We start from the raw sequence: 16,552 nt of genomic DNA, 5'->3' as shown, positions 1-16,552 counted from the left end.
TCAAGAACCGAAGCTCTTGGCACCTTCATCAAACGCCCACACTTATCGACTGTAAATTTTTAAAGAACGGTATTCGGTACTGCCTTGCTGCACTCGACGAAGCGTTGTGTTCGTCAGCAGCAGAGAAGAGAGAGTATGCGGCGTTTTGCGTTTCTCGTCAACCCCTTCGTTTCCTTCGCTGTCGCTGCCTTCTGGGCTGCTTCTGCGTCGGAGGCGAGATCATATCAAAAGCCGCCCCGCCCGACAAGTGGGCGGAAAATTCACTGCTTTGGCGACGCAGGCTTCGCCGCTGTGCGTCGACGCAACAATCATGTGTTGCGAATTTGAGAATATTCTTTGTTATGAGCGGTAGCGTACAGTACGTCACATGCCGAAAGGTAATAATTCTTCCTGAGGTCGCCGGAACCAGAACCTCTTGGCCGAAGGAGCAATGTTGGCTTTTCGATTATCATGCTGGGCTCCGCGCCCCTGATGATCGAAATCTGCCTCGGCTGCGGATGGTTTTGGGAGGCTGGCTGCTGCTGTCGCCTTGAGCAAAAAACAGACCACCATATAACTTACTTACCTACTGAAGATAGAACAATGAAAAACTCGAGCAAACTCGCCGCACTGATCGCACTGGCCTGCGCAACCATGATGAGCACCGCTTCGGCCCAGGACATGGCGCCACAGGCACCTGTGCAAGCCCAGGCAACCGTGAACCCTGACTGGGCGAACACCGCCTGGTACATGGGTGCAGGCGTCGGCCGTACCCGCGCCGACATCTATAACAACGACCTGGCAAACCGCATGTCGGCTGCCGGCGCTCCGCTGACCTCGTTCAACGCAGACAACCGCGACACCGGCTACAAGCTCTTCGTCGGCAAGAAGTTCAACCGCTACATCGGCGTGGAACTGGGTTATTTCGACCTGGGCGATTTCTCGTTTGACGCTGGCAGCACCGCCGGCCGTAACCTGCGCGGCGAGACCGATTTCCGCGGCGTGAACCTGGACCTGGTCGGCACCCTGCCACTGACCGAGCGCCTGTCGCTGCTGGCCCGCGCCGGCGTCCAGTACGCAAAAGCACGCACCAGCTACAGCGGCAACTTCCTGAACGCTGTCAGCAACCCTAACCCGCCAAACGAAGGCCGTCGTCACGCCAAGATCGGCGTCGGCGCTGAATTCAAGCTGAGCGAAGCCCTGGCCCTGCGCGCTGAAGTCGAGCGTTACCGCGTGACCGACGCCGTGTACAACAACGGCGACGTCGACATGGCATCGGTGAGCCTGGTCTACAAGTTCGGCCGCCCAGCCAAGGTCGCTTACGTTGCACCAGCACCTGCGCCGATCGCAGAAGCACCAGCGCCAGTCGCAGCCCCAGTGGCGCCGGCACCGGAACCAGTGCCGACCTCGGAAAAAGTCTCGATCGCCGCTGAAGCGCTGTTCGATTTCGACAAGTCGATCGTCAAGCCAGAAGGCAAGGCAGCACTGGACGAGTTCATGGCCAAGCTGCAAGGCATGAACACCGAAGTCATGATCGCCGTCGGCCATACCGACTCGGTCGGCACCAACGCCTACAACGACAAGCTGTCGATGCGCCGCGCCGATGCAGTCAAGGCCTACATGGTCTCGAAAGGCCTGGACCCAGCGCGCCTGTACACCGAAGGCAAGGGCGAAACCCAGCCAGTGGCTGACAACGCAACCGCCGAAGGCCGCGCCAAGAACCGTCGCGTGACCATCGAAGTGGTCGGCACCCGTACCGCCAAGTAATCACCTGCTTGTCGTGACAAAAAACCGCCCGGCGCAAGCCGCGGCGGTTTTTTGCATTCTGGCTGCAGGTAGCACGCCGACCGTCGGCGAATCTCGATGTGTGCACTTTCGGTAAATACTTTCGCTGTGCGCGGTACCGAACGGAGTCGAACCTGCCGAAAGGCAATAGTTCGTGCCAGAAGCCCGCCTTAGTCATGGCTCCGATGTTTCCTCCCCTGAGCATATTCCATGCGGACGGTAGCGGAAACGGCACACCTCTCGAAAGTATCAATTGAACATCTTCAAACGCTATACCAAAATACTTCTCTGCTCTGCCGGATTCGTCGGCGCAGCTCTCGTCGCCGGATGCGGTGGTGGCGACCAGGGCCGTGAGCCTATCCTGGGCGTTCCGGCTGCAGACGTCGTCAGCATTGCGGTGACGCCAGCGACGCCGTCGGTGGCGATCGGCGCTACCCAGCAATTTGTCGCGACTGCCGCGTATTCCGATGGTTCGGCGCGCGACGTGACCAAGATTGCCGCCTGGACCTCGGCAATGCCGGGCGTGGCGACCGTCACCCCTACCGGCGGTATCGCGCTTGGTGTCAACGCAGGCAGCTCGGCGGTGACCGCTGCATTTGAAGGCAAGACGGGATCGGCAACGCTGACCGTGTTGCCGGCGAAGCTGCTGTCGATCGCGGTGGCACCGGCCATCCAGGAACTCAACGTGGGTAGTTCGCAGCAGTTCCTGGCGATCGGCACCTTCGATAACAACACCACGCGCGACATCACTGCTGTCTCGACCTTCGTATCGGCGTCGCCCACCGTGGCAACCATCGACGCAAGCGGTGGCAAGGCACTGGCGAAAGCAACGGGGAGCACCGTGATCAATGCCACCTCGGGCGGCCTGAGCGGCAGCGCGACCCTGAACGTACTGCCGGCGGCGCCCGTGTCGCTTGCAATCACGCCAGCGACCTCCTCCTCCCCGGCCGGCGCTACCCGCCAGCTCGCCGCGTTTGCCACTTATACGGACGGGTCAGTCGTCGACGTCACCACCAGTACCGCCTTCGTGTCCGCTACCCCGGCCGCTGTCAGCGTCGGCAACGCCGGCCTGATGACCTATGTCGCCACCGGTTCGTCAACGATTACCGCAAGCTTCGCCGGGAAAACCGCGCTGGCCACCGCCACCACCAACTCCGCTACGCTGGCAAGCATCGCCGTTACGCCATCGATTGCCTCGATCAACCTTGGCGGCACGCAGCAGTTTGTCGCAATCGCCACCTTCTCGGATAATTCGACCGCCGTCATCACGCGCACCGCTGCCTGGACTTCGGCCAATACGGGTATCGCCACCGTACTGAACACGGGCGCCGCGACCGGCATCGCTGCCGGCACCACGACCATCACCGCGACTTCGGGCGGGAAATCGGCCAGCGCCAGCCTCACCGTGACTGCCGCGCCACTGCCGTCGTCGGCATCGATCAACCTGGGCAGCGCATCCGGCTTCGCCGTGCTTGCCGGTACCTCCCTGACCAACAACGCGGGCGGAACGACCCTGGTGACCGGCGATGTGGGTTCGCCTTCGCAAACCACCGACCCTGTGCTGGCGGGTGGCTTCACCAATTACAAGTCAGGCGCCGTGCTTGCCAACGCACTGGCCGACCTGCAAACCGCCATCACGGACGCCAATAGCCGCACATGCGACGTCACGTTTGCCGGCGACATCGACCTCGGCGGCCTGGTGCTTGCTCCGGGCGTGTACTGCTACGCCGGCGCAATCAGCGTGACCGGCACCCTGACCCTGAACGGTCCGGGCACCTACCTCTTCCGCACGGCACTGACGCTCAATACAACCGCCAACTCGGTGATTGCATTGACCAACGGTGCAACCGCCGGCAACGTGACCTGGGTGCCTGTCGGCCCGACCACGCTGGGCGCCAACAGTGCGTTCAAAGGGTCGATCCTGGCGAGGTCTGCCGCCATTACGGTCGGCGACAACACGACGCTGCTGAACGGCCGCGTGCTGTCGGCTGCCGCCGTCACCCTCAGCAACAACAAGATCACCAAATAATTCGCTTCTATAGAAAACCAGAACAATGAAAACTTCCAACACGCTTGCCCTATTGATCGCGCTGGCCTGCGCAAGCATGGCCACTGCCCACGCGGCGCCTCAGGAAATGGTGCCCCAACAGGCAGCCGCGGCCGACGCAAGTTTCGTGAATCCGGACTGGACCAACAGCGCCTGGTACATGGGTGCCGGCGTCGGACAGTCGCGCGCCAGCATCGATGACGAACGCCTGCGCCGGAGCCTCACGGCAAACGGCGCCACCTTGGTCAGCTTCGACGAAGATGAGCGCGATACCGGCTTCAAGTTGTTTGTCGGCAAGCAACTGAACCGCTATTTCGCTGTCGAGGCCGGTTATTTTGACCTGGGCAAATTCGATTTCGACGCGTCCACTTCGGGCAACGGCACATTACGCGGCGAAGCGGGCTTTCGCGGCGTGAACCTCGACCTGGTCGGCCGATTGCCGCTGACCCAACGCCTCTCGCTGCTGGGCCGCGCCGGCGTGCAGTACGCGAAGACGCGCACACATTTCAGCGGCAACCGGCTGAACGCGGTCACCAATCCGAATCCGGCGACCGAAGGCCGAAGCAATGCCAAGCTCGGACTCGGCCTGGAATACCAGCTGAGCGAAGCCCTGGCAGTGCGCGGCGAAGTCGAGCGCTACCGCCTGAACGACGCGGTAGGTAACCGTGGCGACGTCGACCTCGCATCGGTGAGCCTGGTCTACAAGTTCGGCCGCCCAGCCAAGGTCGCTTACGTTGCACCAGCACCTGCCCCGGTCGCTGAAGCACCAGCGCCAGTCGCAGCGCCAGTGGCGCCGGCACCGGAACCAGTGCCGACCTCGGAAAAAGTCTCGATCGCCGCTGAAGCGCTGTTCGATTTCGACAAGTCGATCGTCAAGCCAGAAGGCAAGGCAGCACTGGACGAGTTCATGGCCAAGCTGCAAGGCATGAACACCGAAGTCATGATCGCCGTCGGCCATACCGACTCGGTCGGCACCAACGCCTACAACGACAAGCTGTCGATGCGCCGCGCCGATGCAGTCAAGGCCTACATGGTCTCGAAAGGCCTGGACCCAGCGCGCCTGTACACCGAAGGCAAGGGCGAAACCCAGCCAGTGGCTGACAACGCAACCGCCGAAGGCCGCGCCAAGAACCGTCGCGTGACCATCGAAGTGGTCGGCACCCGTACCGCCAAGTAATCACCTGCTTGTCGTGACAAAAAACCGCCCGGCGCAAGCCGCGGCGGTTTTTCGCTTTTCATTGCCAGTACGCCCACGCCGCATGAACCTTCCCGCGCTTTCGGTACAATGCGCCGGATGACGATCCTGCTTTCCACGCTCAACGCGCGCTACACCCACGCTTCCCTCGGGCTGCGCTACCTGCTGGCCAATATGGGCCCGCTCACGGCGCAAACGTCCATCCACGAATTCGTGATCGGCGCCAAGACCACCGACCTGGTCGAGCGCCTGCTGGCGCACCAGCCGCGCATCGTCGGTTTCGGCGTCTATATATGGAACGTGGAAGAAACCACCCGGGTCGTGGCCATGCTCAAGCGCGTGGCGCCCGAAGTCACCGTGATCCTCGGCGGCCCCGAGGTGTCCTACGAGACCGCCGGGCAGGAAATCGTGAAGCTGGCTGACTATGTGGTCACCGGCTGGGGCGACGTCACCTTCCCCAAGCTGTGCGGCGAGATCCTGGCCGGCCCCAAGCCCCTGATGAAGGTGCATGCGGGCGTGCAGCCGCCGATGGCGGAGATCGCCCTGCCCTACTCTTTATATAGCGACGACGACATCGCACACCGCACCCTGTATGTGGAGGCCTCGCGCGGCTGCCCGTTCAAGTGCGAATTCTGCCTGTCCTCGCTCGACAAGACCGCCTGGCCCTTCCCGCTGGACGCCTTCCTTGCCGAGATGGAGTCGCTCCACGCACGCGGCGCGCGGCTGTTCAAGTTCGTCGACCGCACCTTTAATTTGAACGTCAAGACCAGCCTGCGCATCATGCAGTTCTTCCTCGATAAGCTGGAAGCCGCGCCGAACGACCCTGTCTACGCCCACTTCGAGCTGGTCCCCGACCACCTGCCGGACGCGCTGAAGGAATCGATCGCGAAATTCCCCCCCGGCGCGCTGCAGTTCGAGATCGGCATCCAGAGCTTCAATCCCGAAGTGCAGGCTTTGGTCAGCCGCCGGCAGGACAATGCCAAGGCGGCCGACAATATCCGCTGGCTGTGCGAGCAGTCGCAGACCCACCTGCACGTGGACCTGATCGCCGGCCTGCCCGGCGAGGACGTGGCCAGCTTCGCCCGTGGATTCGACCAATTGGTGAAACTTGGCGCCCAGGAGATCCAGTTCGGCATCCTCAAGCGCCTGCGCGGCACGCCGATCATCCGCCACACCGAACCGTTCGGCATGGTCTACGACCCTTATCCGCCCTACACCGTGCTGGCCACCAACCGGATCGACTTCGCCACCATGCAGCGCCTGGTGCGCTTTGCCCGCTATTGGGACCTGGTGGCCAATTCCGGCCGCTTCGCCAACACCACGCGCGCGCTGCTGCTGGACGCCCCGTTCGACAACTTCATGGCTTTCTCGGACTGGATCTATACCCGTACCGATGCGACCCATCGCATCGCGCTCGAGAAACTGGCCAAACTGGTGCAGGAATGGCTGGAGCTGCGCGGCATGGCGCGCGCGGATGCAACGGCCCTGGTGGCGAGCGATTACGCCGGCAAAGTCGACGCCCATACGCACAAACCGGTGGTCGCGCAAGGCGTCGCGGTAGCCCCTGCGCGCCAGGTCCGCCACCTCGCGGCCTGATCCGCTCGTAACGTGTAGCAACGATAACGATTCTCTTTTACACTGGCGCAATGCAGATTGAAAATGCGCCAATATTAACTATCCAGCATTCCGACACCAGTGCAGCCCAATCTGTCGTGGCGAGCGGCGTATGGCAAGTCCATACGCTGTCGCGGCGCGGTGTCCTGAAGGGCATCACGCGCACGCTGGCCGCGCTCAAGCACAAGGACAGCATCGCGTGGGACTTGTCGGACATCGAGCGCCTGGACCACATCGGCGCCCAGATGTTCTGGAATGCCTGGGGCAAGCACCGTCCCGGACGGCTCACGCTCGACCCGCGCCAGGAAGAACTCTTCAACCGCATCGAGAAGGCCGGCGCCATCAAGCTGGCGCGCCACCGAACCAGCCCGCTGAACTGGCTGATCGTCCTCGGCGCCGGCATCCTGTCGTTCTTTGAACACCTGCGCGGCTTCGTCACCCTGATCGGCCAGCTGATGCAGGACCTGTGGCGCTTCATCCGCCGCCCGGCGACCGGCCCCTGGCGCGAGATCTCGGCCAATATCTACCATTCCGGCTTCCAGGCGCTCGGCATCACGGCGCTGGTCGGCTTCCTGATCGGGGTCGTGCTCTCCTTCCTGTCGGCGCAGCAGCTGCGCATGTTCGGCGGCGACATCTATTTGGTGAACATCCTCGGCATGAGCGTGATCCGCGAGCTCGGGCCGCTGCTGGCGGCAATCCTGGTGGCCGGCCGCTCCGGCTCCTCGATCACCGCGCAACTGGGCGTGATGCGGGTGACCGAGGAACTCGATGCCATGCTGGTGATGGGCATTTCGCACGGCTACCGCCTGATCATGCCGAAGGTGGTGGCACTGGCCATCTCGATGCCGCTGCTGGTGGTGTGGACCGATGCGATGGCCCTGATCGGCGGCATGGTCTCGGCGAAGATCGAGCTCGGCATGTCGTTCCGCTACTTCATCCAGAAGCTGCCGGACGCGGTGCCGGTCGTGAACTACACGATCGGCCTGCTCAAGGGCTGCGTGTTCGGCATCCTGATTGCGCTGATCTCCTGCCACTTCGGCCTGCGCATCGAGCCGAACACCGAAAGCCTGGGACGCGGCACCACCACCGCGGTGGTCACCGCGATCACCCTGGTGATCCTGGCGGACGCGGTGTTCGCGATCGTCTTCAACGGCGTGGGGTTCTGATGACGGAAGCCAAAGACCAGCGCCAGCCGCAGCGCCTGAACAAACGGCCCGAGGAAGACGTCGGGCCGCCGGTGGTCGAGATCCGCAACCTGTGGAAGCGCTTCGGCCGAACCGTCGTGCACCAGGACCTGAACCTGGACATCTATGCCGGCGAAATCCTGACCATCGTCGGCGGCTCAGGCACCGGCAAGACGGTGCTGCTGCGCCAGATGCTGGGGCTGGAGCAGCCCTCGGCCGGCTGCGTGAAAGTCTTCGGCGAGGACATCAGCGCGGCCGAGCCGGAACAGCTGCAGCACATGCGCAACCATTGGGGTATGCTGTTCCAGCAGGGCGCGCTGTACTCGGCCTTGAGCGTGTTCGACAACATCGCCCTGCCGATGCGCGAGCTGCGCGCGCTGCCCGAAGACGTGATCCGCGACGCCGTGCTGCTCAAGATGGACATGGTGGGCCTCGGCCCCGAGCATGCCAACAAGATGCCGTCCGATTTGTCGGGCGGGATGGTCAAGCGTGCGGCCCTGGCGCGCGCCCTGGCGCTGGAACCGCAGCTGCTGTTCCTGGACGAGCCGACCGCGGGCCTGGATCCCGATTTGTCGGATGCCTTCGTGGCGCTGATCCAGACCCTGCACCGCGAACTGAAGCTCACCGTGGTGATGGTCACCCACGACCTCGACACGCTGTTCGCGCTGTCTTCCCGCATTGCCGTGCTGGCGGAGAAGCACGTGATCGCGGTGGGGCCGTCGTGCGACGTGCTGCGGATCGAGCATCCGTTCATCAAGCACTTTTTCCTGGGCCCGCGCGGCCAGCGGGCACTCGAGGTGCTCGAAGAGCGCCACGCCCAGAACGAACCGGAGGACTGAATATGGAAAACAGGTCATATGCCCTGATGACAGGCGTCTTCACGATCGCCCTCGTGATTGCCGCCATCCTGGCCGGGATGTGGTTCAACCGCGACCGCACCGAGCTGGTGCCCTACGAGATCGTGACGACACAATCGATCCCGGGCCTGAACCCGCAGGCGACGGTGCGCTACCGCGGCCTGGAGGTCGGCCGCGTGGAAGAAATCGTGTTCGACCCGCGCGTCACCGGCCAGATCCTGATCCGCCTGTCGGTCGAGACGGATTCGCCGATCACCACCACCACCTTTGCCTCGCTCGGCTACCAGGGCGTGACCGGCATCGCCTTCATCCAGCTCGATGACGACCGCACCGGCTCGCCGCGCCTGGCGCAGCGCGAAGACCAGATCGCACGTATTCCGCTGCGCCCCGGCCTGCTCGACCAGCTGGAAAAGCGCGGCCTGGCCATCCTCGAGAAGACCGAGCAGATCACCGAGAGCCTGAGCAAGATGGTCGGGCCGGAAAACCAGAAGTCCATCATCGGCGCCTTCGACAGCATCGGCAAGGCGGCCGACGCCTATGCGGCGATCCCGCAAAAGCTCGAACCGACGTTCGACCGCCTGCCGGCGCTGACCGCAAAGCTCGACCGCAGCCTGACATCCTTCGACTCGGCCGCCGCCAGCGTCGACAAGACGGCCGACAGCTATAACGAGCTGGCCGTGCGCCTGCAGGGCAAGGACGGCCCGATCGAACGCCTGAACGGCGCCATCGGCTCGCTGCAAGGCGCAACCAGCGAACTCGAACTCGAGACGCTGCCGCACGTCGTGCAGATGACGGACGAGGCCAGAGGCGCGCTGCGCGCCGTGAAGCGCACCGCGACTTCGCTGTCCGACCGCCCGCAGAGCATCCTGTTCGGCGCCCCGAGCGCCCAGCCAGGCCCCGGCGAACCAGGCTTCGCGCCCCCGACCAAATGAGGACCACCGTGACCTTCCAACCGCTCCGCTTATTGGCCCATCCCCTGGCCGCGCTCGCTGCCGCTACCGTCCTGCTGGCGGGCTGCGCCAGCACCAGCAAGACCCAGGAGAGCGCGACCTATGACTTCGGCCCTGCCGCCTCCAGCGCCCAGCAGGCGCCGGCTGCGGCGCAGGGCAGCATCCCGGCCCTGGTGGTCATGGACGCCACCGGCCCGGCCGCCCTCGAAAACGAGCGCATGTATTACCGCCTGAATTACGCCGACGCGCTGCAGGCCCGCACCTATGCCAACAGCCGCTGGAGCAGCAATCCGCTGCAGATGGTGACCCAGCGCTTCAAGACCCGCCTGGCGCAATCCGGCATGAAGGTGCTGTCGGCCACCGATGCCTCGACCGGCGTGCCGATCCTGCGGGTGGAAGTGGACGACTTCGTGCACGGCTTCAGCGGCGTGAGCCAGAGCGAAGGCCAGCTGGTGCTGCGCGCCTCGCTGTTCAACGACCACCGCCTGGTCGACCAGCGTACCTTCAGCCGCAGCACGCCGGCGGGCAGTGCCGACGCACCGGGCGGCGCCCGTGCGCTCGCGGCCAGCACCGACGGGGTGGCGGCCGACATCCTGGCCTGGCTCGGGACCGTGAATACCCGCAAACAATGAGCAGGCCCGACGCCGCCCCCGATCTACGCGAACGCCCGCGCGAAGGACGCGGCTCGCCGATCGCGCGCGCGGCGCTGCTGGCCTACCTGCTCCTGATCATCTACGCCAGCTGGTACCCGTTTACGGGCTGGCGCAACAGCGGCGTGCCCCTGCTGACCTTCCTGAACCTGGTGCGGCCGCGCTACTGGACCGGGTTCGACGTCTCGGTGAACATCGTCGGCTACATCCCCTTCGGCGTGCTGCTGGTGCTGTCGGTCTACCCGCGCGTGCGCGGCCTGTGGGCGGTGCTGTTGGCCAGCCTCGGCGGCATCCTGGTCTCGGGCACGATGGAAGTGGTACAGAACTTCCTGCCCAGCCGCGTACCGTCGAACCTCGACCTGGTCACGAATGCCGGCGGCTGCATGGTGGGCGCGGTGCTGGGCGCCTGGTGGGCACGCAGCCTGCTCGACCAGAGCCGCCTGTTCCAGCTGCGGCGCCGCTGGTTCGCCTCGTATGCAAGCCAGGGCCTGGTGCTGGTCGCCTTGTGGCCGCTGGCGCAGCTCTACCCGCAAAGCTATTTGTTCGGGCATGGCCAGGTACTGCCTTTGATTTCGGGCTGGCTGTCGAAATGGTTCGATACCGACATCGACCTGGTCGGCATGCTGCGCCCCGGGGTCACCATGACGGTGGAGCAGTACTGGCTGTCGGAAACCATCATCACGGCCTGCGGCATGACCGGCGCCGTGCTCACCCTGATGTGCCTGGTGCGCCGCAACGCGCCGCGCTACCTGCTGATGGTGATCTTCCTTGCCACCGCGTTGCTGTTCAAGACCATGTCGAGCTCGCTGCTATTCCGGCCCGATAACGCCTTCGTGTGGGTAACGCCAGGGGCCGAGGGCGGCTTCATCATCGGCCTGATCATGCTGTCTGGCCTGGTGTTCGCGCCGCAGGTGGCGCAGCGCCGGCTGGCGGTGGTGACCCTGGTGCTGAGCCTCATCGTCGTGAACACGATCCCGGTGAACCCGTATTTCGTGTCCACGCTGCAGGGCTGGGTGCAGGGCAAGTTCCTGAACTTCAATGGTGCGGCCCAGTTCCTGGCACTGCTGTGGCCCTTCTTTGCGCTGTGGTTCCTGCTGCTGCCTTCGCATAAGCTGAACCGGCAGGAGCCGCGACCCACTACTCCCGGCTCAAGCCCCGGTGCCGATGCCGTATGATTGTGCCTTGGCGCATGGCGCCGGCTTTCCATGGAAGAGAACGACATGAACGACACGAACCACCTGAACGAAGCGCGCGACCCCAGCGTCCCGGGCGACGAAAAACGCCCCTTCTACCAGTACCATGTCTTTTTCTGCATGAACGAGCGCGAAGGCAAGGATGCCCGCCAGAGCTGCGGCAAATGCGGCTCCGAGAAAGCCCAGAAGCATGCCAAGAAGCGCATCAAGGAACTCGGGCTGAATGCCCCGGGCAAGGTACGCATCAACCAGGCCGGCTGCCTCGAGCGCTGCGAAGAAGGCCCGGTGGTCGTGGTCTACCCGGAAGGCACCTGGTACACCTATGTCGACAATGCCGACATCGACGACATCATCGACACCCACCTGGTGGGCGGCAAGGTCGTGGAACGCCTGAAAATCTGATTATCCAAGCAAGTTAAAACACGCATGAACAAGTATTCGCACAAGTTTACCCTCGACGGCCACGCCGGCAAGATGCAGTGCATCCTCGATTTGCCGGAAGCCGCGCCGCGCGGCATCGCGCTGGTCGCGCACCCGCACCCGCTGTATGGCGGCACCATGGAAAACAAGGTGGCCCAGACCCTGGCGCGCACCTTCGTCACCCTCGGCTACGCCACCGCGCGCTTCAACTTCCGCGGCGTGGGCGAGTCGGAAGGCGTGCATGACGACGGCCGCGGCGAGGTGGACGACATGGACATCATGTACAAGCACATGGTCGAACAATACCCCGGCCTGCCGGTGGCCCTGTGCGGCTTCTCGTTCGGCACCTTCGTGCAGGCCCAGTTCCAGCAGCGCCTGATTGCGGAAGGTCGTCCGGCCGAGCGACTGGTGCTGGTCGGTACCGCGGCCGGCAAATGGCCAATGCCGCCCGTGCCTGCGGACACCATCCTGATCCACGGCGAGCTTGACGACACGATCACGCTGCAGGAAGTCTTCGACTGGGCGCGCCCGCTCGACATCCCGGTGACGGTCATTCCCGGCGCCGACCACTTCTTCCACCGCAAGCTCGGCCACATTAAAAATCTTGTCGTAGAAATGTGGCGGCGTGACATTTGATGCCCTCCCTGTGCAATAATTAGTCTCTTTTTCCAAGGCAATACTGCCAGTTGCCTGCGCATTAGCACGCGTTACCATCTTTTTATTAACGAATACATTCCCATGAAAAAACTGTTCGCGGCCCTGGCCGCCAGCCTGCTGATGGCTTCGGCCAGCGCGCAGACCATTCCGGCGCCATCCATCGCAGCCAAGTCGTGGCTGCTGCTCGATGCCACCAGCGGCCAGGTGATCGCGGCGCAGGACCAGAACGCCCGCATCGAACCGGCCTCGCTGACCAAGGTGATGACGGCCTACGTGACCTTCGGCGCCATCCGCGACAAGAAGCTCGCGCTGAACACCATGGTCAATGTCTCGACCCGCGCATGGAAGGTCGATGCCAGCAGCTCGAAGATGTTCATCGACCCGGCCACCCCGGTCTCGGTCGACGACCTGCTGCACGGCCTGATGATCCAGTCGGGTAACGACGCGGCAGTGGCCCTGGCCGAAGCCGTGGCCGGCGACGAAGGCACCTTCGTGACGCTGATGAACCGCGAAGCCGAGCGCCTGGGCATGAAGAACACCCGCTGGGCCAACCCGCATGGCCTGCCGGATGCGAACAACTACTCGACCGCCTACGACCTGTCGGTGATGGCCGCGAGCGTGATCCGCGATTTCCCGCAGTTCTACAAGATCGACTCGATCAAGCAGTTCACCTACAACAAGATCACCCAGCAGAACCGCAACCGCCTGCTGTGGCTGGACCCGACCGTGGACGGCATGAAGACCGGCCACACCGATTCCTCGGGCTACAGCATGATCGCCTCGGCGCGCCGCCCGAACGGCAACGCCGGACAGCGCCGCCTGATCTCGGTGGTGCTGGGCACGACCTCGGATGCGGTGCGCACCCAGGAAAGCCAGAAGCTGCTGAACTGGGGCTTCCAGAATTTCGACACCGTCAAGCTGTACGCGAAAGGCCAGGCCGTGGCGACGCCGCCGGTGTGGAAGGGTTCGCAGTCGACCGTGAAGATCGGCTTCAACCGCGACGTGCTGGTGACCGTGCCGAAGGGCGTGGCGTCGAAGATGAAGCCGGTCCTGGAACGCAAGGACCCGCTGATGGCGCCCCTGGCCCGCAACGGCCAGGTCGGCACGCTCAAGATGACGGTCGACGGCAAGCCGCTGATCGCGCTGCCGGTGGTGGCGCTGGAAGAAGTGCCGGAAGCGAGCATCTTCGGGCGCGCCTGGGATTCGATGCGCCTCTGGATGCAGTAATCCTTTACCGCGCATGTTTGAGAGCCCGTCCGTGCGCAAGCCGGGCGGGCTTTTTGTTGATCCCCGCACCGCTATAATCGAACCATCAATTCCACAGGACTCACCATGACCCAGCAACACTCCGCCGACCTGCACTGCCCGCGCACCAGCACGCGCGAAGGCGGCCCTGAACTGTCGCGCATCGTGGCCGGCATGTGGCGCATGAACGAATGGGGCATGTCGCCCGACGCCCACCTGGCCTTCATCGAGCAATGCCTCGCGCTCGGCGTCACCACCTTCGACCACGCCGACATCTATGGCGACTACGGCGTCGAGACCACCTTCGGCGAAGCCTTGCGCGCCCAGCCTTCGCTGCGCGATCGCATCGAGCTGGTGAGCAAGTGCGGCATCAAGCTGGTGTCGTCGAAGCGCCCGGAGCACGGCATCCAGCACTACGACACCACCGCCACCCACATCATCGCCTCGGCCGAGGAATCGCTGCGCCAGCTGGGTACCGACTACCTCGACCTGCTGCTGATCCACCGCCCGGATCCGCTGATGGACTTCGACGAAGTCGCCGAAGCCTTCGTGCGCCTGAAAGAGGCCGGCAAAGTGAAGCATTTCGGCGTGTCGAACTTCACGCGCCACCAGTTCGAATGCCTGAACCGGCGCGTGCCGCTGGCCACCAACCAGGTCGAGTTCTCGCCGATGGAAACCAGGCCGATGTTCGACGAGACCTTCGACGGCCTGCAAGACCTGCGCATCGCGCCGATGATCTGGTCGCCGCTGGGCGGCGGGCGCCTGTTCACCTCGAACGATGCGAATGCCGCCGCCGTGCGCACCGTGATCGACGAGGTCTCGGCCCGCATGGGATGGCCGCTCGCCAGCGTGCTGTTCGCATGGATCATGGCGCTGCCGAGCCGCCCGGTCCCGCTGACCGGAACCAAGCGCATCGAAGCGATCCGCGAAGCCGTGCTGGGCACCACCTTCACCCTGGCGCGCGATGACTGGTTCCGCATCCTGCGCGCCGCGCGCGGGCACGAAGTCGCCTGAGCATGGCCGACGGCCAGCTCAAGATCGTCGAGGGCAGCGCCCTGACCGGGCAGCAGAAGAAGGACTTGCTGAACCGGCTGGCGCGCATCGAGGGCCAGCTGCGCGGCGTGCAGAAGCTGGTCGCGCTGGCGGCGGAACCATCGGACGTGGATGCCGTGGCCCAGCAGATGGCGGCGGCGCGCAAGGCACTCGACCGCTCGTTCGTGCAGCTGCTGGCGGGGGCGATCCAGACCCAGGCCGGCAATGCGGCTGATGTGGAGGAAGCGCGGGCCAGTGCGGCGCACCTGGCCGCGATGCTGGACAGGTTTGCGTAAGAGCTACTACCGGATTAGTCGTACCGTAGGGTGGGCGTAAAACAATGCACTTGACTGTTTTCCCTGCCCGCGCGTTCAGCCAGTGGGTGAATAGCCGCGCGGGCAGCATTACCGTGATTTGAACGCGCGGGCGGGAGACCCGCCCACCCTACGTCAATCCTCATACACCTTGGGCGGCGCAATCCCGCGCCAGCCCGTCCACCACGCGATATTCAGCAGCAGCGTCGATCGGACGTGGATGCCGTGGCCCAGCAGATGGCGGCGGCGCGCAAGGCACTCGACCGCTCGTTCGTGCAGCTGCTGGCGGGGGCGATCCAGACCCAGGCCGGCAATGCGGCCGATGTGGAGGAGGCGCGGGCCAGTGCGGCGCACCTGGCGGCGATGCTGGACAGGTTTGCATAACGCCTAGGTGACGAATTGACGCCTGAACGGTTCGCGTGAATCCACGATGCTGGATTGACCACAGACCCGTAGGGTGGGCAGATTCTGCCCACGCGTCCAACCAGGGGATGAATAGCCGCGCTGGCAGCATTACCGTAATTTGAACGCGCGGGCGTCCGTAATTCCGGGCATTGCCCGAAATTTCCCCGCCCACCCTACGTCAGTCCTCGTAGACCTTCGGCGGGGCAATCCCGCGCCAGCCCGTGCGCCACGCGATATTCAGCAGCAGCGTCGCCCCGATATACAGCAGGAAGAACAGCACGAAGAAGCGCGTCTGCAGCACCGCCAGCAGCACCGCGCACACGGCCAGCAGCGCCAGCATGACCTTGCCGCGCGGGTGCTTCGAGCTCGGGAAGCGGATGGTCGACACCATCAGGGTGCCAACACCGACCATCAGCGCCATCAGCGCGAAGCACTGCGCCATGCTGGTGAGCGGATCGGGCCAGGCCACCACCACCGAGGCCACGCAAGCCGCGCCGGCCGTGATCGGCATACCGACGAAGTAACGCGGATCAGTGCGGCCGACGCTGATGTTGAAGCGGGCCAGGCGCAGCGCACCGCAGGTGACGAAAATGAAACAGGCCAGGCCGCCCATGCGCACCAGGGTCGGATGCGCCATGTTCATTTGCGCGAATCCATAGCAATACAGCAGCAGGCCGGGGGCGCAGCCGAAGTTCATGACGTCGGCGATCGAATCGAGCTGCATGCCGAAGCTAGATTGGGTGTTGGTGGCACGCGCCACGAAGCCATCGAGCGCATCGAACACGCCGGCCAGCACCAGCAGGATCGCCGCCAGGCGGTAGTCGTCCGGGTCGCCCACGTGTGCGTTGTCCACCGAGATGACGATGCTGCCGAAGCCGCAGGCGATCGACAGCAGCGTGACGAAACTGGGCAGGGCGAACTTGGCACGCGCAAGGCGCTGCTGGTTGGATGGTTTCAATTGACTGCTCGACAAGGAAATGGTTGCCCTATTCTACAGGGAGCGAAATAAGCTGGTCCCGCACAAC

Annotated in this window: 16 protein-coding genes; 15 read left to right on the top strand and 1 reads right to left on the bottom strand. The window is 64.1% G+C overall.

Going from position 1 to position 16,552, the window contains the following annotated elements:
* Positions 1-582: 582 nt before the first annotated feature.
* The 15 genes from HGB41_RS22435 to HGB41_RS22365 all read left to right on the top strand — a co-directional run bounded on the left by HGB41_RS22435 (position 583) and on the right by HGB41_RS22365 (position 15,506).
* Complete coding sequence (locus tag HGB41_RS22435) at positions 583-1,746, top strand: OmpA family protein (protein ID WP_171088533.1); 1,164 nt, start codon at positions 583-585, stop codon at positions 1,744-1,746.
* 271 nt (positions 1,747-2,017) lie between these two features.
* The gene (locus HGB41_RS22430; protein ID WP_229423181.1) at positions 2,018-3,793 is read left to right on the top strand and encodes an Ig-like domain-containing protein; all 1,776 of its coding nucleotides are present in this window, start codon (positions 2,018-2,020) and stop codon (positions 3,791-3,793) included.
* Between the two features lie 25 nt (positions 3,794-3,818).
* Positions 3,819-4,988 carry an OmpA family protein gene (locus tag HGB41_RS22425; protein WP_229423180.1) on the top strand — a complete coding sequence of 390 codons (1,170 nt, stop codon included), beginning with the start codon at positions 3,819-3,821 and terminating at the stop codon, positions 4,986-4,988.
* Positions 4,989-5,105: 117 nt separating this feature from the next.
* Positions 5,106-6,602 carry a B12-binding domain-containing radical SAM protein gene (locus tag HGB41_RS22420; RefSeq protein WP_171088532.1) on the top strand — a complete coding sequence of 499 codons (1,497 nt, stop codon included), beginning with the start codon at positions 5,106-5,108 and terminating at the stop codon, positions 6,600-6,602.
* A 50-nt stretch (positions 6,603-6,652) separates the two neighbouring features.
* Positions 6,653-7,786, top strand: coding sequence for an MlaE family ABC transporter permease (locus HGB41_RS22415; RefSeq protein ID WP_171088531.1), 1,134 nt, complete (start codon positions 6,653-6,655; stop codon positions 7,784-7,786).
* Positions 7,786-8,643, top strand: coding sequence for an ABC transporter ATP-binding protein (locus HGB41_RS22410; RefSeq protein ID WP_171088530.1), 858 nt, complete (start codon positions 7,786-7,788; stop codon positions 8,641-8,643). The genes HGB41_RS22415 and HGB41_RS22410 overlap by 1 nt, the downstream gene beginning before the upstream one ends.
* 2 nt (positions 8,644-8,645) lie before the next feature.
* A complete protein-coding gene (locus tag HGB41_RS22405) occupies positions 8,646-9,593 on the top strand; it encodes an MlaD family protein (RefSeq protein WP_171088529.1) in 948 nt (315 codons plus the stop codon).
* 8 nt (positions 9,594-9,601) lie between these two features.
* Positions 9,602-10,243 (top strand): ABC-type transport auxiliary lipoprotein family protein, encoded by a 642-nt coding sequence (locus HGB41_RS22400; RefSeq protein ID WP_371868573.1) that lies wholly within the window; start codon positions 9,602-9,604, stop codon positions 10,241-10,243.
* Positions 10,240-11,436, top strand: coding sequence for a VanZ family protein (locus HGB41_RS22395; protein WP_171088527.1), 1,197 nt, complete (start codon positions 10,240-10,242; stop codon positions 11,434-11,436). Before HGB41_RS22400 ends, HGB41_RS22395 begins: the two co-directional genes overlap by 4 nt.
* 138 nt (positions 11,437-11,574) lie before the next feature.
* Positions 11,575-11,856 carry a (2Fe-2S) ferredoxin domain-containing protein gene (locus tag HGB41_RS22390; RefSeq protein ID WP_229423183.1) on the top strand — a complete coding sequence of 94 codons (282 nt, stop codon included), beginning with the start codon at positions 11,575-11,577 and terminating at the stop codon, positions 11,854-11,856.
* Positions 11,857-11,880: 24 nt separating this feature from the next.
* A complete protein-coding gene (locus tag HGB41_RS22385) occupies positions 11,881-12,510 on the top strand; it encodes an alpha/beta hydrolase (protein ID WP_171088525.1) in 630 nt (209 codons plus the stop codon).
* A gap of 102 nt (positions 12,511-12,612) precedes the next feature.
* Positions 12,613-13,758, top strand: a complete 1,146-nt coding sequence (locus HGB41_RS22380; protein WP_171088524.1) for a D-alanyl-D-alanine carboxypeptidase family protein — start codon at positions 12,613-12,615, stop codon at positions 13,756-13,758.
* A 105-nt stretch (positions 13,759-13,863) separates the two neighbouring features.
* Positions 13,864-14,790, top strand: coding sequence for an aldo/keto reductase (locus tag HGB41_RS22375; protein ID WP_171088523.1), 927 nt, complete (start codon positions 13,864-13,866; stop codon positions 14,788-14,790).
* Between the two features lie 2 nt (positions 14,791-14,792).
* Positions 14,793-15,104, top strand: a complete 312-nt coding sequence (locus HGB41_RS22370; protein ID WP_171088522.1) for a metal-sensitive transcriptional regulator — start codon at positions 14,793-14,795, stop codon at positions 15,102-15,104.
* 234 nt (positions 15,105-15,338) lie between these two features.
* On the top strand, positions 15,339-15,506 hold the full coding sequence (locus HGB41_RS22365) for a metal-sensitive transcriptional regulator (protein ID WP_171088521.1): 168 nt from the start codon (positions 15,339-15,341) through the stop codon (positions 15,504-15,506).
* A gap of 199 nt (positions 15,507-15,705) precedes the next feature.
* On the opposite strand, the gene pssA is transcribed toward HGB41_RS22365, so the two are convergent.
* Entirely contained in the window at positions 15,706-16,485 is a 780-nt protein-coding gene (gene pssA, locus HGB41_RS22360) for a CDP-diacylglycerol--serine O-phosphatidyltransferase (protein ID WP_171088520.1), read from the bottom strand.
* Positions 16,486-16,552 lie beyond the last annotated feature (67 nt).

It is taken from the genome of Telluria aromaticivorans, assembly GCF_013003915.1.
GTDB classification, from domain to species: Bacteria; Pseudomonadota; Gammaproteobacteria; order Burkholderiales; family Burkholderiaceae_D; genus Telluria; species Telluria aromaticivorans.
This window is presented reverse-complemented; position numbering and strand designations above follow the sequence as displayed.

Excerpts from the sequence above, each read along its gene's own strand:
- HGB41_RS22435 (WP_171088533.1), top strand. The coding sequence starts at position 583 with ATGAAAAACTCGAGCAAACTCGCCGCACTGATCGCACTGGCCTGCGCA.
- HGB41_RS22425 (WP_229423180.1), top strand. The coding sequence starts at position 3,819 with ATGAAAACTTCCAACACGCTTGCCCTATTGATCGCGCTGGCCTGCGCA.
- HGB41_RS22420 (WP_171088532.1), top strand. The coding sequence starts at position 5,106 with ATGACGATCCTGCTTTCCACGCTCAACGCGCGCTACACCCACGCTTCC.
- HGB41_RS22415 (WP_171088531.1), top strand. The coding sequence starts at position 6,653 with ATGCAGATTGAAAATGCGCCAATATTAACTATCCAGCATTCCGACACC.
- HGB41_RS22410 (WP_171088530.1), top strand. The coding sequence starts at position 7,786 with ATGACGGAAGCCAAAGACCAGCGCCAGCCGCAGCGCCTGAACAAACGG.
- HGB41_RS22405 (WP_171088529.1), top strand. The coding sequence starts at position 8,646 with ATGGAAAACAGGTCATATGCCCTGATGACAGGCGTCTTCACGATCGCC.
- HGB41_RS22395 (WP_171088527.1), top strand. The coding sequence starts at position 10,240 with ATGAGCAGGCCCGACGCCGCCCCCGATCTACGCGAACGCCCGCGCGAA.
- HGB41_RS22390 (WP_229423183.1), top strand. The coding sequence starts at position 11,575 with ATGAACGAGCGCGAAGGCAAGGATGCCCGCCAGAGCTGCGGCAAATGC.
- HGB41_RS22385 (WP_171088525.1), top strand. The coding sequence starts at position 11,881 with ATGAACAAGTATTCGCACAAGTTTACCCTCGACGGCCACGCCGGCAAG.
- HGB41_RS22380 (WP_171088524.1), top strand. The coding sequence starts at position 12,613 with ATGAAAAAACTGTTCGCGGCCCTGGCCGCCAGCCTGCTGATGGCTTCG.
- HGB41_RS22375 (WP_171088523.1), top strand. The coding sequence starts at position 13,864 with ATGACCCAGCAACACTCCGCCGACCTGCACTGCCCGCGCACCAGCACG.
- HGB41_RS22370 (WP_171088522.1), top strand. The coding sequence starts at position 14,793 with ATGGCCGACGGCCAGCTCAAGATCGTCGAGGGCAGCGCCCTGACCGGG.